Below are 20,209 nucleotides of genomic sequence, written 5' to 3'. Positions count from 1 at the left end.
CGGCTCCCCGCGGGTCACTTGCGCTGCTGGAAGATCCACTCCCGGATGCCTTCGATGCCGTAGGCGATGCGCCAGGTGTTGAGGTGGTTGTTCAGCGAGTTGTCCTCCTGGTCGGCGGGTACGACCGTACCCGCCTCGAAGGCCACGTAGTTGACGGCGGCCTTTTGCGCGAGGAGCCTCTTGACGTCGGCCGCGAACTCCTTCTCGGTCGAGGTGCCGTCCCACACCGCGCGGGCGACGGTCGCGCCGTCCTCCTCCAGCGCGGCGGTGATGGCGTTCTGGCCGGGATAGGCGTTCTCGTCGCCCTGGGAGACGGTGATCCACAGCTTGTCGTCGGCCATGGGACCGACCAGGCTGGTGTCCCACTGGCCGGCCACGATGTAGGAGGCGGCGAACAGGTCGGGATACTCGATGTCCATGACGATCGACATGATCGCGCCCATGGACTGGCCGGTGGTGTAGAGGCGGTCGGTGTCGATGCTGTAGGTCTCGGTGAGACTGTTGACCAGGTTGACCGTGGTGTCGAGCATGTCGGTCACCGTGTAGCCGCCGTGGTCGTCGACGACCACACTGGAGTACTGGGGCGCCAGAACGAATGCCGGACGCTTCGCCTGGTCCTGCGGTGAGGCCCAGCAGACGGCGCCGTTGCCCTGGGTCAGGGTCGTGGTCGTCTCGGTGCTCAGCACACTGGCGTCGTGCATGAACAGCACCAGCGGGTAGGACTTCCGCTTGTCGTAGCCCTTGGGCGTGTACAGGTTGTAGTCGAGGGTGTTGCCGGTCGCGGGATCGGTGAAGGTGAGCTGCTCGAAGTCGTCGACGACCAGGTTCGTCACGGCGGTGGTGGTGACACCGGTGGCGTCGGCGGGGTAGACGGTGCCCCGCGCGGTGACGACATCCCCCGCCTGGACGACGGTGGCGACGGCCTCCTTGGTGCCTCCGCCCTGCTGGCCGGTGCCGCTGGACGGTGAGCCGCTCGGCGACCCGCTGGGGGAACCACTGGGCGAGCCGCTCGGCGGAGTCCCGCCGGAACCGCCCATGCCGCTCTCGGTCAGGGCCGCGGCCTCGTCGTCCGGGGACATCTCGACGATGACGTACCGGCCGTCGCGGCCCTTCTCCGCGGGGGCCGGCGCGGTACTGGCGTACACCTTGGTGACGGTGCGGTCGGCCACCGTGAACGTTCCGGTCGACAGCTTCGCGTTCTTGATCACCGCGTCGTACTGCAGCGCGACGGCGATGAGCTTGAGCCCGTCTCCGAAAACCTCGGTGACGGCGGTGGCACCGGTGATGTGCCCGCTGCTGTCCGGCTCCTGAGCCGCCGACGCGGAGCCGTACGCCGCCGCCCCTCCGATCACGGCCACAGCGGCCCCTGCCGCACTCGCGACGAACGCGCGCCTTCTCATGGTCCGTTCTCCTCCTGCTGTCCGTTGCTCAACTGGTGGGGGAATGGGTCAGTCGTGCAGCAGGTCACCGATCTTCGTGGCGACCCGCTCCGCCGACCCCTGGGCATAGGCGGAGTCGACGGCCTCGTAGGTGATGCGGGCGTAACTGCGCGAGTCCGCCATGTTCTTGGCACCGCCGTCGAGCATCGACAGCACCGTTGTGTACGCGAAGGGCGAGTGCTTCTTGATGCTCAGGCCGGTCTCCGCGGACAGTTCGGGCGCCACCCCGGTGAACACCCCGTTGCCGATCTGGAGCGCCCAGAGCGGCACCTCGGCCGTTCCGTCGGGAGTGAACGTGTACTCCTTCGTGGGCGCCGTCGCACGCCCCTGCTGCACGGCGCCGACGGTGACGGAGGAGGTGACCAGCTCAAGTGTCGAATCGGAGCCGGTCCTGATCGCCCGGGTGACCCGGACGACCTCGGTGCCCAGCCGTTCACCCTGGACGGTCAGCAGCAGCCAGCCGGCGTCGGAGGCGTCCGTCTGGGACCAGTTCCGGTCCTTGTCCACGGTGTACCGCTTGGACCGGAACGCCGGTGCCTGGTCGCCGCACGCGCCCACCAGGAAGAAACCCACGGTGTCGCCGCCGAACTGCTTCTCCACGTGCGCGACCGCCGAGCCCGCCAGGTCGGTGGTGACCGGGTGGTCGCCGCTCGCCATGACCGAGTCCAGCATCACCGAGGACTGCACCGCGTAGTTGACCAGGACGGCGATCGCGTTGCCGTCGGCGTCGTCGAAACGGGTCACGCCGACGCTCTTGTCGGAGGTTCCGGACTCGCCGGTCCCCAGCCACCAGCCGTCGGCCGTCAGCACGTCCCGGTTGACGTTCACGTCGCACTCGCCGGAGCCGTGCCCCACCCTGCCCGCACGCAGGGACGTGACCGCTGCCGCGACCGCGGTGGAGGCGGCTTGCGAGACCTGCGCCATGAACGGTGACGACACTCCGCTGCACGGCTGAATGTGCGGGGTGGAGAAGGTGTGGGTGACGGTCATGAGGATGTCGGCCGGCTCGACATCGGCCGCGTCGGAGACGATCGTCCGCAGCGCGGCGACCCCCTCGGAACTGATCGAGGTCAGATCGAGGACGACCAGTGCGACGCTCCGCTCGGCGCCGTGTACCAGCAGCACCCGTACGTAGAGGTCGTCGTGGACGGTGGTGAAGCCGTCCAGTGGGAGCAGCGACGAGGGCAGTTCGATCACCGCCCGTCCCGCCCCGACCCGCAGCCCGTCGCTGCCGCCCCCGGTCTCCGCGTCAGCGGCCACCGCCCAGGCGCCGCCCGCGGCGGTCGCCGCCGCCGCGGCGACCGAACCTCCCAGGAAGGCCCGTCGGCGCAGCGGTCTGCGGTGGCCACGGCTCTCGTCGCCTGTGTCGTTCAGCCTCACTGGCGGATCTCTTCCGACGGCGCGCGGTCACAACTCCACTCAGGAGTTGGAGGGTTGGCTTCGTGTGTTACTGGCGAGCCCCTGCACGAATATGGCAGGGCAACCAGTGGAAGTGCTGTGGGAATCTGTGCGGACGCTGTTCCCGCCGTCCCCGGCGCCCAGGACGGCCGACGAACGCCAGGGCTTCACAGTTGTCGTACAGGCGCGCCTTACGGTTTCCTCAGACGGCGTCCGGACAATCTTCGGCATGAACACCTCTCACCTGCCACGACGCGGTTTCCTCGCCGCCTCGCTCGGCGCTGTTTTCCTCGGCGCCACCGCCTGCGGCACCTCCTCCGACAGCTCCGCCACTGGCGAGGCCGGCTCCGCCGCCGCCTCCAGCGGCACCCCCGCCACCGAGACCACCGAGACCGCCACGGCGACCAGCACCGAGGAGCCGCCCAGCCTGGACGACCTGACCTCGCAGGTGAAGAGCACGTTCAAGCAGTTCACCTACGAGGACTCCCAGACGGGTGAGTCCCTGCCCTACAACCTGTACATCCCCGACGACTACGACGCCGCCAAGTCCTACCCTCTGGTCCTCTACATCGCCGACTCCAGCCTCGTCGGCCAGGACGTCACCGCCCCGCTGTCCCAGTACGGCGCACTCATCTGGGCCAGCGCCGACGAACAGGCCAAGCACGAGAGCTTCGTCCTCGTCCCCGAGTATCCCTCCGTCATCATCGACGACCACGGCAGCTACACCACCACCGACTACGTCGAGATGACCACCCGGCTGCTCACCTCGGTCACCGGCAAGTACAGCATCGACGACAAGCGGATCTACGGCACCGGGCAGTCGATGGGCTGCATGACGGTGATGTACCTGACCGCCAAGCACCCCGACCTGTTCGCCGCCGAACTCTTCGTCTCCGGCCAGTGGGACATCAGCGAACTCGACAACCTCGCCAAGGAGAAGTTCTTCTACATCGCCGCCGGCGGCGACGAGAACGCCTCCGGCGGCCAGGCCGACGTCAAGGACCTGCTCAAGGACGCCGGAGTCTCCTACCAGAGCGCCACCTGGGACGCCACCTGGTCCGCCGCGAAGTACGCCGCCGCCGCCGAGAAGCTCTTCGCCGCCGGTGACAGCATCAACTTCGCCACCTTCAAGACCGGCACCGTCCTGGAAGTCTCCGACTCCACCTCCTCCGACCCGGCCATGAACAGCGAACACATGGCCTCCTTCGAACCCGCCTACAAGATCACCCCACTGCGCGACTGGCTCTTCGCGCAGAAGGCGGCCTGACGGTTCGGACACCCATCCCGCGCTCGCGGAGGTCTGCGGCGGGGTTGCCAGGATCGGACAACAGTCCGGTGGTGGTGTCGTCGGCCTGCGCGTCGACGAGAGGCCGTCCCATGTCCGTGTCGATGACCGGCCAGTTGGGGCTGGTGGAGTTGGGGTGGAAGATCGGTACGTGCCCCGGCTGCCACTGCCGCGGCAGCGGGCCGCGGCACTCTCCACGACCTGTCGGGAGTGTTCGGCCGCGGGCTGAGCGTGCTCGGTCGATCGAAGTACCACTCGCCTTTCAGCTGCACGCGGCTTGCCTTGTACTGGGTCAGACCAGGGTGGACCAGAAGGCGCACTGGTGTGCTGCCGCCTCGTCGCTCACGGCTTCGGAACCGTGGCTGGTGAAGGCCACCTCGGTGGGTGTACCGGCCCTGTACGCGGAGATCCGGGGCAGGCCGGAGGGCGAGAGGTCACCGGTCTCGGCGAAGTGCTGCCAGTAGGCGATCATCTCGTCGGCCAGCGCGCGCTGCGTCCTCGACAGCGGGGTCAGGGCTGGGGCGCCCCAGAGATAGAGCAGCTCGGCGGAGTGCTGGGTGCCCAGTCCGAATGACGGCGGCACGAGCTGATAGGAACGCAGTGGTGCGGTGGTGTCGCGGAACTCGTAGACGTATGTGGCGGCGGAGTGGGTGGCCAGCGCGTCGGCGTGGGCCAGTTTCGGGCAGGAGAAGCCGCTGTCGCCGCGGACCGCGGCCAGGGCCTGTCCGGGGGTGCTGTAGCCGGCCAGCGGGTAGTGGGCGAGGACCGCGTCGGCGTCCGTTGCGTAGGCGGCGCGCACGGCGGACTCGTACTGCGCGGGCGTGACGGGGTGGGAGGTCAGGTCGTACTGCTCGTAGACGAAGGCACCGGCCTCGTTCTGCGTGGAGCCGATGAGGATCGGCATCCGGTGGAACCGGCTCGAGGCGAAGGCGTCGGTCGGTGACCGGGGCAGTACGGTGCCGTCGACGACCGGGCGCCAACTCCCCGCGCTCTTCTGGGCGTCGAGGAGTTGGACCGGGGACTTGGCGCGCAGGCAGGCCACCGCCTGAGCACCGGTGCCCGCGCAGTCGGCGGCCTCGGTGAAGGCGGCACCGGCGGTCTGCGCGGCGGTCCGGGTGTTGACCGCGCATCGCAGGCTGCTCTCCATGGCGGCGCGCTGGAACAGGCCCGCCGCGGAGGGGGACGCCAGGAGGGCGCAGATGGACTCGGCCCCCGCGGACTGCCCCGTCACCATGACCTTCGACGGGTCGCCGCCGAAGGCCGCGGCGTTCGCCTTGACCCACTTCAGGGCCAGTACCTGGTCGAGGAGCCCGTAGTTGCCGGACGTGCCCTGCCCGGTCTCGGTGTCGAGGCCGGGCAGGGTGAGCCAACCCAGTGCGCCGAGGCGGTAGTTGACGGTGACGACGATGCCGCCGGCCCGCACGTAGGAGACCGGGTCGATGTCGGTGCCGGAACCGTTGACGAAGCCGCCGCCGTGGAAGAAGACGGTCACCGGCAGGGTGCCGCCGGTCGGTCGTTCGGCGGGTGTCCACACGTTCAGGAAGAGGCAGTCCTCGTCGGTGGAGGCCGCGGCGGGCCGCCAGGCGGCGGCGGTCTGTACGCAGTCGGCCCCGGGTGCGCTCGCGTCCCTGACGCCCTTCCAGGCGGCGGCCGCGACCGGTGGCCGCCACCGCAGGTCACCGACCGGCGCCCGTCCGTACCGGATGCCGTCGAACCGCCGTACTCCCTCGGTGCTGTCGCCGCGCACCGCGCCGCCGCTGGTGCGCACCACCGTGGGCAGTGTCTCGGCGGGGCGGTGCTCGCCCCGCGCGGTCGCCGAGGAGGACGACAGGGAGACCAGGCAGACGAGTGCGGCGGACAGGGAGGCGAGGGCGAGGGCCGTCCGCTTCCCCGGAGTGTGACTGTCGAGCCGGTGGTGCCGTCGTGCACGGAACACGGCAGGTCCCTTCTGTCCTTCTCGGTGGTGGCGGACGGACTCAGCCGGCGCTGGTGCTGCCGTTGTACAGATCGTCGCCGCCGTAGACGGCGGTCACGGTCTTCCCCGACCACGCCGAGGCGCCGGCCTGGAGCACGGCGGTTCCGCCGTGCAGCTTGACGGGCTTGCCGATGTCCACGCCGTCGGCCTGGAACTGGACGGTGCCGCTGGGCGTGGCCGGCTCCGTGGTGGCGGCGGCGACGGTGGCGGTGAGCTTGTCGGAGCCGGTCGTGACGGCCGTGGTGGTGGCGCGGAAGCCGACGCGGGTGAGGAAGTCGTAGAGGGTGTTCTGCCAGAACGACCAGGTGTGGCCGCCGCCGGCCGAGTAGTACGTGAACGGCACACCGGCGTTGATGAGGCCCTCGCGTTCGGTGGTGGCCGTCATCATCGGAGCGTTGCCCCCGGTGTCCTGCTGGCCGATGGCGAGGTGGATGCCGAGCACCTTCTTCAGGTCGTCGGCGGTGTACGCGGAGTCGATCGGGGTGTTGCCGGTGCCGGTGACGGTCACGGCCGGCGCTCCCGCGGCGGGGGACCAGACGCCGTAGTAACCGAAGGTGGTGGTGTCCTTGAAGAGCAGGTTGTTGGCCTGGGTGCCGTAGGCGGAGGTACCCGCGAAGGCCCGGTCGGCGGCACTGGTGCCGACGTGGTAGTGCTGCTCGACGTAGGGCAGCACGGTGTCGGTGATCTCCGCGGTGTAGGCGGCGGAGGACACCCCGGTGCCCCTCGGCATGACGACCACGGCCGGCTGCATCCTGCCGTCCGCCATCAGGTTGTCGACGATCTGCTCCAGGCGGCCCCGCGTCGACCAGGCGACCTCGTTCTCTCCGCCGCCGTGGCTGAGCACGAACACCGGGTAGGGCTCCGACCGCTCGGGGTCGTAGCCGGGAGGTGTGTAGACGGCCATCTGGTTGGAGCCGCTGGTGGCGTTCGCGGTCGGGTAGCTGAGGTCGGTGAGCTTGCCGCGCCGGGAGGCCGGGACGTCCGCCTGCCAGGACTGGTCGGCGGTGCCGGACTTCTTGTCCGACGGGACGTACACCTGGCTGTAGACGGCTGCCGACCCGGTCGTGTTCCAGGCGGGGTTGGCGGGATCGGTCGTCGCCGTGCAGCCGCTCAGCGTCGCCGAGGCGCAGTCCGCGTAGAACTGGTAGTCGAAGGTGCCGGAGGGCAGCGGCACGGTGTAGGACCATACGCCGCTGTTGGCATCCTGCTCCATGGAGGCGACGGCCCAGTTCTCGCTCGGCTGGTTCGGCGACTGCAGGGGGAAGTCGCCGGGCTGCCAGTCGGCGGCGGTGACGGCGGCGGCATTCGTCGGGTCGGTGCTGGTGCTCGCCGAGGAGGCGAACGTCCAGGTGCCCCTGATCCGCATGGAGGCCGCCGAGGCGTCCTTGACGCGGAAGGTGACCTGGTAACCGGTGGGACCCCTGCCGGTGTGCGTCACCGTCGGACCCAGAGCGGAGGCGGAGCCCTTGGCTGCCGAAGTCTCGGCGTTCGCCGACGTGGTGAGCACGGTGGCCGCGACGAGCACGCCGGTCGCGGTGACGGCGAGCACGGTTCTGCGCGGACTGTTGAGCATGGTTTCTCCTTGTGCGTGCGCCCGGAGGGCGACAAGTTGCCGCAGTGCCCGCGCGAACGTCCCGGGCCGGGAGCCGCCCAACGGACCACACCGCTGGTTGACGGCCCCTCCCGGCACGGATGCGGCTTCGGCTTCGGCTTCGAACGGCATGATCGATGACGGCCGCGCTGTGTGTGGTGATAGTGATACCGGTGTCGGGCGTACGGCGGGTTGGTACGCGCACGTCACAGGGGCAGACGGCTACTGCTGGTCTCGACGCACCCGGCGGCTCGGGATGGCGGGCTGAGATGCGGGCGCATTCAGAAGTCGAAGGAAAAATGCGGCTGGTGACGATTTTTTACGCTCGTGCGATCAACTTGTCAACGGTCGTGTCATAAGGCATAGGAAAGCCGGTCGAGCGGGACGCGTGCAGCCTCTCGCTGGAGGAGGGCCGGCGTGAGCGGCAGAAAATGACCGCGAGATTGCTGTGTATATTGTTAACAATCTTGTAGCGTGCGGGACGCCTCCAATCCGAGGCATCGGCGAAGCACTTGGTGCTCGATGAGGGGAGACCCATGTCCCGTACCCACCTGCATCTGTGCAGAGGCGTGGCGCTGACGGGCGCGCTGGTGTTCGCGACCGTCGCGGTGCCGACCTCTGTCGCGGTGGCGGCTCCCGCCGCCGGTCGCGGTCACGCGGTGGACGCGCAGGACGCCGCGCTGGACTTCGACTCCGCCGCCTACACGACGATCACCGTCACCGTGGACGGCAGTCCGATGGACGTGCGCTGGTACAAGCAGATCTGCTACGTCGCGAACCCGGTCGCGGCGGCGGCCCAGCAGCCCGGCGGCCCCGGCGGCGGCAGCACCACGATCACCGACACCGCCTGCGGCTACCAGAGCATGAACGTGTTCGTCCCCGAGAGGGCCTTCGGCGACCAGCGCACCCCGGTCTACTTCGCCGTCAACAACAGCGGGTGGAAGGCCAGCTACCTCCGGGCGAGCGTGACCGCCGGCGCCTCCTACACCAGCGCGACCAGCAACGTCGGAGCCGCCCTGAAGGCGGGCTATGTCTTCGTTGACGTCGCCAACCGCAGCCGCGGCCTGGCCGGCGCCGACGGCTCGGCCCCCGGCAAGGCCCCCGCGGCCGTGGTCGACGCCAAGGCCGCCGTCCGCTACCTGCGGCTCAACGACGCCGCGATGCCCGGCAGCGCGGAGCGCATCGTCATCAACGGCACCAGCGGTGGCGGCGCCCTGGTGTCGATCCTGGGCGCCTCCGGAAACAGCGCCGAGTACGACCCCTACCTCGCCGCGATCGGCGCCGCCGGGATCGACGCCAAGGGGCGCAGCACCCTGCGCGACGACGTGTTCGCCGTCAACGCGTACTGCCCGATCACCGACCTCGGCAACGCGGACATCGCCTACGAGTGGCTGTACAACGTCCTTGCCACCCGCGACGCCACCGGCTCCAACCCCTCACCCGAGGCGGCCCAGGAGATAGCGTCCCGGTTCGCGGCGTACGAGAAGAGCCTCGGACTGCGCAACCCCGACGGCTCGCGGCTCACCGCCGCCACCATGCTCGACACCATCAAGAAGGAGGTCATCGACTCCGCCGAGACCTACCTGAAGGCCGACCCGGCCCACACGATCCCGCCGCTGGGCGGCACCTTCCAGATCACCTCCCAAGGCACCACCAAGTCGTACGTCAACGACTGGATCGACATCGACGCCGCCACCGGCAAGGTCCGCTCCGTCGACATGACGAAGTACCTGGCCTTCGTCGCCACCCAGGCCACGCTGAAGACGACCCCCGCCTTCGACGCGGTGGGCGTCGACGGGAACACCACCAGCGGCACCGAGACCGACCTGTTCGGCCCGCCCAGCCAGAAGTACCTGAACTACACCGAGTACAGCTGGGACCACAACGACGTGGCCGGCGACGGCAGCGGCCTCGACGACACCGGGCTCACGTGGAAGCAGTACACCGCGAAGAAGAGCACCACCGTCGACGACCAGGTGCACCTGATCAACCCGATGGACTTCATCGGCACCAAGGCCGACACCGCACCGAACTGGTACGTGCGGCACGGCACCCGCGACCGGGACACCGCGTTCACCGTCTCGGTCAACCTCGACCGTGCACTCGCCGGCGACAAGCAGGTCGAGAACCTGAACTACCAGCTCGCCTGGAATCAGCCGCACGCCGGCAACTATGACGTGCCCGAGGCCATGGCCTGGATCGCCGAGGCCGTCCGCAAGGCCGGCGACCCGCTCGCCTCCAGGCACGAGCGCTGAGCCGTCGGCAGCCCCGACGCGGATGGCCGGTGGGCAGGGGCGCCCGGCCGCCCGCACCGCATGGTGGACCGATCACCGGGTGCGCGGGCGGTCCGGGGCCGTGCTGATGCCTCGGGTCCGTGGTCCGGTACCAGGAACAGCGGCCACCGGGGCGGCCGGACAAGCAGACGGACGCGCGGGCGCAGGCCGGCCCGCCAGGCTGGCGGGTATCTGAAGGACAATCGCCCGGTGGGGCACGCCGCACGGGCGAGGAGGCTGGGACCTGGCGGGAGACGCACGGCCGGAATCCAGGGCCTGCGCACAGCACCGGTCGACACCCCGGCCAAGGCACTGCCAGGTCTCGGTGTCCGCGACGCACCGCCGTGCCCGCGCCGGGTGCGCACCACGGACTCGCGGTCGTGTCCGGGACGGCAACGCGCGGCGAAGGAACCGGTCAGACCGATTCGCGGACGACGACCCGCGCGGGCGGCGGGCGCAGGCCGTCCGTGTCGAGGTTCAGGGCGAGGCGGGCGCTGAGCCGGCCGTGGGCCTCGGCGTCGACGTGGACGGTGGTCAGTCCGGGGGTCGTGTAGGCGCCGTAGCCGTTGTCGTCGAAGCCGATGACGGCCACATCGTCCGGCACGCGGTGGCCGAGGTCGCGCAGGGCCATGAGGATGCGCAGGGCGACGTCGTCGTTGAAGCCGGCGATGGCGGTCACCTCGGGAGCGCCGGTCAGGAACGCCTGGACGGCTTCGGCGCAGGCGGAGCGCTCAGGTGGTGTGACGAAGGTCCGGGGGACCTGAATGCCGAGGTTGCGTGCGGCGTGCCCGGTGAACTTCAGCCGGGTCGCGGCCAGCGGGGACTCGGTGTCGGGCAGGGCCACGGCGACGACGGTCAGGCCGCGTGTCGGTACTCGTGGAGGGCCGCCGAGGTGGTCACGTCGGCGTATGTCGAGGTGGGTGAGCTGCTCCGAATTGGTGATCGATGGGGGCAGGGCGTGCAGTGGTCGGGCGCCTGCGATGCCCTGGTGGGGCCGGTGGGAGTTGTAGTGCTGCTCGAACTCGCGCAGGGCGTGGAGCAGATGGTGCTGGTTCCAGATCAGGGTGCGGTCCAGCAGCTCGTGCCGGCAAATCTGTACCCAGCGTTCCATGAGCGCGTTCATGCGCGGTATCCGGACGCCGGTCAGCACGACGTCGATCCCCGCGTCCTTGAGGACGGTGTCGAACAGGGCGGGGAACGTGCCGTCGTGGTCCCGGATGAGGAACCGTGCCCGGCAGCCGGTGTCCTCGAGGTCCATGACGAGGTTCTTCGCGGCCTGTGTCACCCAGGAGGCGGTCGGGTGTGCGGTGGCGCCCAGGACCCGGATGCGCCGGCTGGCGTACTCGAGCACGGCGAACACGTACAGCCGCGTCCCGGACAGAGTGCTGGTCTCGAAGAAGTCGCAGGCCAGCAGGGCATCGGCCTGGGAACGCAGGAAGTCCGCCCAGGTACTGGACGTCCGCTCGGGTGCCGGCGGGATTCAGGCGTCCTCGAGGATCTCCCAGCCCGTGGACGCCGCCACTTTCACGCCGAGGACGAGCAGTTCACCGTGCAGGCTCCGGTAGCCCCAGGTCGGGTGCCCGCGGGCCAGGCGCAGGACCAGGGCGCGGATGGAGCGCACGCCACCCGGATCTGCCCCGCCACCTGGTTCAGCGCCGACACCAGGCTCGAGATGTCCGACGGCGCGCCCAGGCTCCTCTCGGACGGGGTCCGCTGGTAACCGGCCATCCTCCGAACGAGGAGATCCCGAAGCTGCCCGCGGGCGTCTTTCGCCGCCCGCGACAGACCGCCCTTGGCGAGATGCGCGATGGGCAGACGGCCCTCGTTGAGGGCGTCCATCATTTTCACGCCGTACTTCCGCACGGCGGCCGCCGTCATCACGTACTCAGTGTTCGACACCATCGACTCAGCGCCCGACGCGCACGTTGCGCAGATGCTGTCCGAGGTGCCAGTGCTCGGGCTTTGGATGTAGCCGCCCTGGTCGGAGTGCTGCGCCGGGCCACCGCTCGCCCGGCGCAGAAGACCACCGTTCGCCGACCGGCCGGCCGTCGACCCCAGGTAGGTTCCGGACGGCACGTTCGGGTTTCCGGAGGTCCGATACCGGGTGACCACATACGTAGTCGCGGTCTGCCCGTCGAGGTGGTTCAGAGCCCTCCCGACGTTCCCGATCGTGCTGAGCGCGCGGCCCGCGGTGGCCGTCACCTTCGCCTTGCCGTGCGGGAGGCGCTTCACCTTGAGAGACGATTGTGAGAAATGATCTCTTGTGGTTGCGCTGTAACCGCATCTGACCAGCAGGTATCCGTGAAGGCGTAGAATCGGGTACGTCTTCTACACCTCCGCGCTGGTCAGCGTCCGACACGACCCGAACTCGCGGATGTTCTACGACCGCAAACGCGCCGAGGGCAAGAAGCACGTCCAGGCCGTACTCGCCCTCGCCCGCCGACGCGTCAACGTTATCTGGGCCCTGATCAGTGACCGACGGTGCTACGAAGTGACACCGCCGGTGACTGCGGCAGCTTGACAACACTATCAGAAAGCCTCATAAGCCCGTCGGACCAGCGGCGCCGCCTTCTCCAGGTCAGCCGCGGAGACGAGGCGGACCTCCAGGTCCCCGGTCCCGAGGTGCCCGATGCCGCGCATGTCCCGGGTGAAGCCTTCCTCCAACTCGACCGTGTCCGGGTCGAGTCTGAGGTAGACAAGAATCGCCTCGTGTTTCGGTCGGAAGATCACCGATGCCACGTTCACCAGCCGCCGATAGACGATGTAGTGCCGCAAGGGCGCCACTTCCACCTCGCCCCACGCCGTGAGTGCCTCGTCCAGCTCCTCGTATAGATCCCGCAGACACTCCGGAACGAGGCTCATTCCCGCCGGCGAAGGAGGCGCCGTCGTCGCTAGGGTGCTGTCGACCACGGTTGATCGCTCCCGGGTCCGCCGGGGCGAGGTGACGCTCGGGAGACCGGGCGCTGAGTCAACGAGCAGCAGACCCAGAAGGCCACCCTCGAAGATCCGGTAGCGCACCAGGTCGATCCGCTCAGGCAGTCGCTGCACGGCCACCCGGTCGTGGTGCGAGAAGCCGGCAGCGATGCAGACCATCCGTGGACGACGCCAGTCGATCGCTTCGGCGGCTTCCGCGCCCAGCACCTTCCGCACGAGCGCCTCGAACTCGTGCTGCGCGGATTCCAGCCAGGACAAGTACGAGACGGCCTGCGACAGCACCCCGTTGTCCGAGCCCTTCTTGAACTCGATCACCACCGGGCTGCCGTTCTCGTCCAACCCCAAGGTGTCGATCCGTCCCCGGTGCCAGGGGCCGGTCGGGTACTCCGATGCCAGGAAGCGGATGCCGAGCATCTGCTCCAAGCCGGCCTCGACTCGTCGCTGCAATTCCACCTCCAGCGCCACCGTCGAACTGGTCAGTTCGACATCCCGTCCGTCTGCGTCCCGGCGGAACATCATCAGCTCGGCCACCAGCGCCCCTCCCGTGATCTGTGCAAGGAGGCCAATCGAACGAACGCCTTGGATATTCCGCTTGCAGGGTGAACGCATGTCTAGTGTTCGGACTGGCCAACTGCCGCGTCCACTGGCCGAGCCCACACTGGCCCACATTGACCACCGCCTGGAGCGCGTGCGGCGGTTGTGGGACTCTGACAAGCACGTTGGACGGTGCGCGAAATCGGTGCCGGCCGCCCCACCGGCGCAAGCAGATGGTCGTTGGCAGCCGCCCAGAGGCGTGCTCCGGTGGACAGCCGGTGGACAGACGCCTTTGGACGCGCCAACACAAGGCAGCACGGGAAAACCTGCCGCACATACTCTGATCAGGAAAAACGTCACTGGGCAGCACCGCGCGGCACCAAGCGGCACGAACGCTCTCGGTCTCGTAACGCGTAGGTCTCGGGTTCCAATCCCGAAGGCGGCTCAGTCGAAAGCCGGGTCAGACACCGTCCGGCCCGGCTTTCGACTGAGCCGATCCCTTCTTGCGGCCGGGCCGGGTTTCCCGGATCGTGCCGCTCGGTCCAAGGGGAGTGCATCTGCGCAGCCGGTGTGCGGAAGGGTGCGCGGGCGGGAGCCTTTGAAACCCTTCCGGCCCTGTGTCAGTTCCTCCAGCAGTAGCTAAGGGATTGGAGGTAAGCACCAAAACCTGTGGTGGGAGACTGGGGTGCGAGGACTCCTTATCAGCGGTTTCCCCTCAAGGTGTCATCGAGGTTCCTCTCCTCCACGTACCTGGCCCAGGCGGACGGCCTTCGGTGAGCTGGCAGTCCGCGGAGGTACCGTCGAAGGCTGTAACCCGCCCACCTCCGCTGTCGGCGCCTTTCCCGGTCAGGTTCTGCGAGGTCGCACCAGGCTTCCTCCCATGAGGCAACGGCTGAGGGGGCTACGACGCCGCAAATCTCGATGATCGTCATTACGAGCTCGAGTGGCGCACTGCGCTCGCCGCGAAGTACCGCTCCGATAGTGGAGCGCTTCAGTGTGCCGTGACTCCTGAGCCCAATCTCTCGCTGGGAGAGATTCGCCCCTCGAATCGTTTCCTGGAGAGCATCCAGAAACTCCCTGTGGGTGCGCATCCCGTCAGGCGGTCCCCCGGCGGCTCGAACTGACTGACCCCTCCGCCTGATCGCCACCGCTTCACCCCTAACTGCCATCATGGTGTGCTCGTCCAGGCCGAGAGATCGGGCCATCAGCTCCGTCACAGCCCGAGAAGGGATCCCTCGCCCGGATAACGCCCGCGACACGGTTGATGAGTCCCGGCCGATTAGCACCGCCAGCTGACCGTAGGTCAGGCCCCGTACAGAGAGCTGCCCCTCCAGTAGGTTGATCAGGCGGGCATTCACGGGCTCCCACTGCTTCCGTGATCCGTATCCCTCCGTGAGCATCGCACCCCTCCCGGGTTCGCTGGGCCGTAGGTCGACCCGTGACCGGCAGTAGCGTGCCAATCTCGTCCCGCCTGGGCCAAGTTGGGAGAGCCTTCTCCGGCGGCAATGGCCACGAACAAGACCTTTGGTTCAGAGAGTGCAGGATTTGATCCTGTTATGTGCCGGTATGGCGAGTGGTTACCTGTGAGTAGAAAGAAGGGTTGCATTTCTGGTGCACGCATCCTCAGGGCCTTCTGTTCCAGAGGTGGTGACCGCCGCTGTGCGCGGGGTCGTCGCCCATTTCGTCGGCACCATGGCGAAGCGGGTCGGGCCGGACGAGGACGAAGCCGCCCATCTGGTCACCCGGGAGGCCGTGGCCGACGTCATCATGCCGGCGACCGCCGAGCGGTAGCCGGCAGCCGTCCCGCCCCACGCCGTCCGGCCCGTCCGGCGTGGACGACCGGCTGGTGAGTGTCCGTGTCGAGTCGCTGGGGCACCTGGTCATGGTCACCGCGCAGGCCGGCAAGTAAGCCGGCCTGACCGGCGACGGCCCGGCGGCAGTCCCTCTGTTGGACCTCGACACCGAGATTGGCAGCGCCTTGGTGAAGCGGCACGCCGAGGGGCGGCGAAGGTGCCGGTCGGGGTGCTCGATGGGGTCGCCGAACGAGTGGAGGCGGAGGGCTGGGGCGTGTGCCGCTGTGGTGATGACCATGCCCAGAGGGAGACGGATCTCAGAGCCCTGTCCGGCATGCGGCATCACGCCGCACTCGCTCGCGGGCTCCGGGTCCAGGCTGCTAGGCGGCCCTGCGTCGGACAGAGAGCGCGCCGCACTGCGGCTCCGGCACCGAGAAGGGGCAGTCCAGCGGAGGTGCTGCTCGTGGATCGCCCCAGGGGGTGCTGGCAAGTGATTCCGGAGACATCAGTCCGAGTAGGGCGGTTTCGATGTTGCAACACCAACCGTCCCAATCGGCTCGTACCAGGTCGGTTCGATACCTATCTGGCAAAACTGCATAGGTTCGGATCCTCGGTGCACGGCAAACTGATAGTGGGGCCACCCTGCTGGCCGCATGCGTGAACGCCGCCAAGCCATTCGACACCTGGTCAGGGGCAGCCAGGGAATTCGAGGGTGGGCAGCGGGTCAGGGAGCGGGTGGCGCGTCCAGCCAGCGTCGCGGTCCCAGTGCAGGATGTGGGTTCTATCCAGCAGACAGCCGACCCAGAGGCCAGTGATGCCGGCCGGTACGTTCGGAGATCGCTGGGGCAGCAGGCCTGGGTCGGCAAGGCGGTGCCATGCGGAGGAACGCATCCAGGTGAGCCAGAAGAACACCTCTCGGCACGGCCGGTCAGAAGCCGCGTTGAGCTTCAGGGCCAGGTCCTCGTGCAGCTCGAACTCGACCTCCAGAAGCTCCACCAGCTCCGTTCCACCATCGGCGTCGGCGATGGGCGGCGGCTTCGCCGGAAGCGCGGTCCGCCAGGTCAAGGATCGTGCGCATGCGATCCGCTCACTAACCTCCCGGTGGGCCAGTTCGGACAGCTCGGCATCGGTGTAGCGACCGGGAAACAGGGCTCGCATCGTCTCGGACCACTTCCGTTCGTCCTCGGCCCGGCGCCCCTCCAGCAAAGCGATGAAGCCCGGATCGAACGACCGCAGCACCGGGCCCATCTGAGGAGGTTCCGGGACCGGAGAAGGCGGCGGAGGCTTCCCCTGGCGGCGGTTCTTCCCAGCCTTCTTGGCCCAGTGGTCCGGGTTGAAAGCCGGCATCTGGTCGTACCCTGTCAACAACCCGGCGCTGATGTAGCCGGCACCTGTCTCGCTGCGCATGGAACAACCGAAGGTCACCCCAGCGGTGCCCAGGGTGCCGTACGGGCACGCCTCTTCGTGGAGTGGCTGCTCGATACAGGCCGTGCCGGGGCCGAAGCGGGACACGCCCCGCCGCTCCAGCTCGGCCAGGGCCGGGGTGATGACGGTCAGGGCGTCCTTGAATCGGGGGTTCTCCTTGCGGCCTCCGTAGGTCGCCTTCGCCGTGCTCGCGAACACCACATGCCAGCCCAGATCCAGCTCGGGTACCGCCCGCTGGGTGAGGTACGGCTCCCAGGCGCTCCGGTTCTGCTGGGCCACGCTGCTGGTCACCAGTGTGACCTCGACCGCCCGGTCACTGCCGCACATGAAGTCGTAGCGGCCGTTGCGATCAGCCCGTACATCATGGAAGTCATCACACCGAGGGCAATGGTCATACGGTTCGACGGTCTCACCGGTGCAATACCAGAGGACGCTTGCCGTCCTCAGCTCCACGGGATCACCCGCCCGGGGCATGAGTCTCATCCGTCCCAGCGTGCGCGTTCCAGGGCAGTTCAAGCTGTTGCAGCGGAAGACGAGACACCGTCTTGATCAAGTCGCCCCGGCGGTACCCGAGCCCGGCAGCGAGCAAAATCCGAACATGCTGATCCAGTCTCTCGATCATCATCGAGGGCAGGCCGACGGCTTCAGGGATGACCCACGCGTCCCGCAGGAGAAGATCCAGATCGGTATCGCTAACCGGCACATGGACATGCAGCTCCCACGGAGGGACGGCCTGCAGAGAGCCCCGTACCGCCCGGCTCCGCCGCGCGAGCAGCCGGCGGCCAGCGACTTGCAGAGCACGCAGCACCGCCATCTCGGCCACAGCTACCACCACGGTCTCACGAGTGCCCTGGTCCATGATCGTCCTACCGGATCTCTGAGACGTGCTGCGGCCGGAGGAAAGACACCAGCGAGGCCGGCATGATCCCGGGGGACTCGAGCAGCTCCCACTGGCAGCCCGGCACCTTCTCGTCGAGATCGCGGAGCGCCTGCCGCATCAGCAGCAGCATCAGGGAGTCCCTCGCCCGGTCCGACGGGGACCAGTGCTGATCGCCCACCTCGGCCATCAGTACCATCCCCGACACGAAGGTCCTGCCCATCAGCCACTCGAAGGCCGCATTGCCCAGCTCGTTGGCCGCCAGCTCCGTCTCGACCCGGCCGCACAGGTCCAGCGCCCACTCCCGGGTCGCCCCGCTCGCCGCCCAGGCGCCCCGCAGATCGTTCAGGTTCGCTGTCACCGCCAGACCGACCAGGGTGTCGAGAACAGGCCCGTCGGGGACGGTACTCATCCCGCCGTCGGGGAGGAACACCTCCTGGGAGGCATCCGGAACGTCCTCGACTGTGTACTCGGCCAGGGACGCCCAGGGGTTACCCCACCCCGCCGGCTGCATGGCCCGCAGCACATCACCGATCCCCTGCGGCGTGACGGAAGCACCCCCGCGCAGCACCGTGGTCACCGCCGCGGCCGTCACCTCCCCACCGGATGGACTCGACGGCTCCGGGTTCCGGTCCAGGCCGGCCAGCTCCGGGGGAGGCCACACCACCCCACGGTCACGCATGTACCGGGCGATGCCCTCGTCGATCCGCCGGGCCCGCGCGGGAATCAGCCGGACCCGCTGCCCGGAGGCGACCACCTCGTCGGCGACACGCTCCGCCCACTCTTCCTCGTCCTCCCCGGTCTCCGGATCCTCCTCGCCGAGGCCGGTCCCGTGCCCCCGCACGGCCTTCTTGAAGGCATTTCGTACGGCCGCCTCCGGCACTGGATGCCCCTCGCCGAACAGCGCCAGCGCCAGATGCGAGGGCCGGGCACCCCTCCGTGCCAGCCGGGCGAGCGCCACGACCAGGCCGAACGCCTCATCATTCGGAACCGACGTACTCCCGCGCCCCCGGCCCAGCGCCCGCACCGTGTGCCCCTGCAACAAACCCGCCCGCCGCCACAGCGCAAGCTGCTTCACCGACACCACCAAATCGTGCCGAAGAGCATGGTCGATGAGCTGCTGATCAGCGGAAACCGGATCATCCGTAGAAGACATGCCGCGAACCTACCCACACCGCCGGAAGCAGGACGCAGTTTTGGACATAGAGCCCTCCCACCTTCATCCAGGCGAGGCGCACGGGGTCTGGTGATCTAGGGGAACCGCCGGAGCACACGGCCCGGCAAACGACCAGGAGACCACCATGCTCACCACTCTCACCGACCTCCTCCCCGCGACCGGACCCCTGCCCTGGACACTGATCACCGCCCTGTGTATCTGGATCACCGTCTACATCGTCATTGTCGGCGTCGCCCTGCTCCACCCCCGCCGCGCCCGTCGGCGGGAAGCCCGCAAGATCCTCGACTGCCACTTCCCCCTCTCCAGGACCCTGTGACCTCCCCGGCCAGGTGTCTGTGGGATGGCGACAAGGACCGTTCCGGAGCCACGGGCCAGTCGCTGACCGGACATAGCCGGTCACGAGCAGCCACCAGGGGAGCGCACGGGGAGCGGGGACGCCTTTGGGCAGTGCAACACGGACCGGCACCCGCCGGACCTGCACCGGTGGTCTGATCAGGCAAAACGGTACTCGGCAACACCAGCCGACACAGCCCGGCACGATCACTAGCGTGCTCGTCATGCGTAAGTCTCGGGTTCGAAACCTGAAGACAGCGCTGGCCCGGTTAAGGTCAGAGCTGCAGGCGCCCCCGGTCGCACATGGTGGTTTCAGGAACCGGGAGCCGTCTCCTCCAGGAACCGGGAGCCGTCTCCTCCAGGAAACGTTCCACCTCGCGGGCCATGCCGGAATCAGCCGCTGACGCGCGAGAGTTCCTTCCCGTTGAGCCCTCGTGGATGCCAAGTCCGCCGACCCAGAGGTATCCGAACGCTTGCTCACCGTCGATCTCTGGACTGATTTGGATGTCCAGTTGCCGCAACTGCGCGGGGGGTGCGGCGGCGTAGACGGTGGCCGTCGCCCGCCGTTGCGGGTAGAGGTTGAAGCCTCCGATGTCGCTGGAGCCGTACTCATCCACGAAGGCGCCGTGGCCGTCTCGTCCCACACGGACGTCAATGTGGCGGGGATGGTCGCACAAATCGATGGAGAGATGTGTGGAACGGTGGTTCTCGAACGTCACCTGGAACGAGATGTACGTCAGCCCCTGCGCCTCGTCCCTACGACCCTGCGGAGGCACTCCCCTCGTGAGGGTGTGCACCCGTACACGCAGGCCGGCCCACTCATCGGACTGATAGTCCTGCCAGTCTCCGATGACGTTCGGCGCTTCCATGATCCCCCTCTGACTGATCACGTCAGCTTACGTCCCGCGTTCGTCTCCCCCGCTGTGTGGAGCGGAGGAGAGGGCCTTGAACGTTATGCCGAATGGTGGCTTCGCCGGTCCCTTCGAGGGATTGGGGCCCTGGTCCCGGGCCCCGGAAGGTTGCTTGCGCAGGGATATCCCAGGGACTTTTCAGGGACTTTCGCGTCTGTCCCAGGGCCGATCCAGGGACTTTCCGCCGTGCAAGCAGGGAAGACCCTGACAGCGCTGAAAGATATAAACGCGCTGGTCAGGGCCTAAGAGGTCATCTCACGTGGT

The 20,209-nt window shown here is 68.3% G+C and carries 15 protein-coding genes and 3 pseudogenes; 5 read left to right on the top strand and 13 right to left on the bottom strand.

All coding sequences use genetic code 11. The annotated features are described in order from the left end of the window. Positions 1–14 precede the first annotated feature (14 nt). The gene (locus J7I94_RS18155; protein ID WP_308114611.1) at positions 15–1,358 is read right to left on the bottom strand and encodes an alpha/beta hydrolase-fold protein; all 1,344 of its coding nucleotides are present in this window, start codon (positions 1,356–1,358) and stop codon (positions 15–17) included. A 90-nt stretch (positions 1,359–1,448) separates the two neighbouring features. Continuing rightward, on the bottom strand, positions 1,449–2,819 hold the full coding sequence (locus J7I94_RS18150; protein WP_308114610.1) for a hypothetical protein: 1,371 nt from the start codon (positions 2,817–2,819) through the stop codon (positions 1,449–1,451). Positions 2,820–3,066: 247 nt separating this feature from the next. Here J7I94_RS18150 and J7I94_RS39020 point away from each other — a divergent pair, with 247 nt between their 5' ends. Further along, positions 3,067–4,104 carry an alpha/beta hydrolase-fold protein gene (locus J7I94_RS39020; RefSeq protein WP_215168172.1) on the top strand — a complete coding sequence of 346 codons (1,038 nt, stop codon included), beginning with the start codon at positions 3,067–3,069 and terminating at the stop codon, positions 4,102–4,104. Between the two features lie 310 nt (positions 4,105–4,414). Here the strand turns inward: J7I94_RS39020 and J7I94_RS18140 are convergent, their stop codons facing one another. Both J7I94_RS18140 and J7I94_RS18135 read right to left on the bottom strand, forming a co-directional pair. Then, positions 4,415–6,058 (bottom strand): carboxylesterase/lipase family protein, encoded by a 1,644-nt coding sequence (locus J7I94_RS18140; protein ID WP_215168171.1) that lies wholly within the window; start codon positions 6,056–6,058, stop codon positions 4,415–4,417. Between the two features lie 40 nt (positions 6,059–6,098). Continuing rightward, entirely contained in the window at positions 6,099–7,670 is a 1,572-nt protein-coding gene (locus J7I94_RS18135; RefSeq protein WP_215168170.1) for an alpha/beta hydrolase-fold protein, read from the bottom strand. Positions 7,671–8,224: 554 nt separating this feature from the next. Here J7I94_RS18135 and J7I94_RS18130 point away from each other — a divergent pair. Further along, positions 8,225–9,943, top strand: a complete 1,719-nt coding sequence (locus J7I94_RS18130; RefSeq protein ID WP_215168169.1) for a subtype B tannase — start codon at positions 8,225–8,227, stop codon at positions 9,941–9,943. 433 nt (positions 9,944–10,376) lie between these two features. Here the strand turns inward: J7I94_RS18130 and J7I94_RS38405 are convergent. From J7I94_RS38405 to J7I94_RS18120, 3 genes and pseudogenes are all read right to left on the bottom strand, one after another. Continuing rightward, positions 10,377–10,766, bottom strand: a pseudogene (locus J7I94_RS38405) (substrate-binding domain-containing protein); the annotation flags it as partial. Between the two features lie 50 nt (positions 10,767–10,816). Next, positions 10,817–11,591 (bottom strand): annotated as a pseudogene (locus J7I94_RS38400) (integrase core domain-containing protein); the annotation flags it as partial. Beyond that, a complete protein-coding gene (locus J7I94_RS18120; RefSeq protein ID WP_215168168.1) occupies positions 11,486–12,193 on the bottom strand; it encodes a hypothetical protein in 708 nt (235 codons plus the stop codon). The gene J7I94_RS18120 and the pseudogene J7I94_RS38400, both read right to left, overlap by 106 nt. A gap of 76 nt (positions 12,194–12,269) precedes the next feature. Between J7I94_RS18120 and J7I94_RS18115 the strand changes: the two are divergent. Continuing rightward, positions 12,270–12,482 (top strand): annotated as a pseudogene (locus J7I94_RS18115) (IS110 family transposase); the annotation flags it as partial. Positions 12,483–12,490: 8 nt separating this feature from the next. Here J7I94_RS18115 and J7I94_RS18110 read toward each other — a convergent pair. Together J7I94_RS18110 and J7I94_RS39540 are read right to left on the bottom strand one after the other, a co-directional pair. Next, a complete protein-coding gene (locus J7I94_RS18110; protein ID WP_215168167.1) occupies positions 12,491–13,426 on the bottom strand; it encodes a DUF5655 domain-containing protein in 936 nt (311 codons plus the stop codon). 704 nt (positions 13,427–14,130) lie between these two features. Further along, the gene (locus J7I94_RS39540) at positions 14,131–14,889 is read right to left on the bottom strand and encodes a helix-turn-helix domain-containing protein (RefSeq protein WP_374198398.1); all 759 of its coding nucleotides are present in this window, start codon (positions 14,887–14,889) and stop codon (positions 14,131–14,133) included. 184 nt (positions 14,890–15,073) lie between these two features. Here J7I94_RS39540 and J7I94_RS18100 point away from each other — a divergent pair, with 184 nt between their 5' ends. Beyond that, on the top strand, positions 15,074–15,220 hold the full coding sequence (locus J7I94_RS18100; RefSeq protein ID WP_215168165.1) for a hypothetical protein: 147 nt from the start codon (positions 15,074–15,076) through the stop codon (positions 15,218–15,220). Between the two features lie 689 nt (positions 15,221–15,909). Here J7I94_RS18100 and J7I94_RS18095 read toward each other — a convergent pair. The 3 genes from J7I94_RS18095 to J7I94_RS18085 are packed head-to-tail and all read right to left on the bottom strand — an operon-like array spanning position 15,910 to position 18,602. Next, a complete protein-coding gene (locus tag J7I94_RS18095; RefSeq protein ID WP_215168164.1) occupies positions 15,910–17,100 on the bottom strand; it encodes a hypothetical protein in 1,191 nt (396 codons plus the stop codon). A gap of 4 nt (positions 17,101–17,104) precedes the next feature. Beyond that, the gene (locus tag J7I94_RS18090) at positions 17,105–17,506 is read right to left on the bottom strand and encodes a hypothetical protein (protein WP_215168163.1); all 402 of its coding nucleotides are present in this window, start codon (positions 17,504–17,506) and stop codon (positions 17,105–17,107) included. 7 nt (positions 17,507–17,513) lie between these two features. Next, positions 17,514–18,602, bottom strand: a complete 1,089-nt coding sequence (locus J7I94_RS18085) for a hypothetical protein (RefSeq protein ID WP_308114608.1) — start codon at positions 18,600–18,602, stop codon at positions 17,514–17,516. A gap of 223 nt (positions 18,603–18,825) precedes the next feature. Between J7I94_RS18085 and J7I94_RS18080 the strand changes: the two genes are divergently transcribed. Beyond that, positions 18,826–19,017, top strand: a complete 192-nt coding sequence (locus J7I94_RS18080) for a hypothetical protein (protein ID WP_215168162.1) — start codon at positions 18,826–18,828, stop codon at positions 19,015–19,017. A 292-nt stretch (positions 19,018–19,309) separates the two neighbouring features. Here the strand turns inward: J7I94_RS18080 and J7I94_RS18075 are convergent, their stop codons facing one another. Then, positions 19,310–19,903, bottom strand: coding sequence for a hypothetical protein (locus tag J7I94_RS18075; RefSeq protein ID WP_251075337.1), 594 nt, complete (start codon positions 19,901–19,903; stop codon positions 19,310–19,312). Positions 19,904–20,209 lie beyond the last annotated feature (306 nt).

Source organism: Streptomyces sp. ISL-12 (assembly GCF_018614415.1).
Classification (GTDB): Bacteria; Actinomycetota; Actinomycetes; order Streptomycetales; family Streptomycetaceae; genus Streptomyces.
The sequence above is the reverse complement of the archived record's forward strand: the minus strand, read 5'-3'. Positions and strand labels throughout refer to the sequence as shown.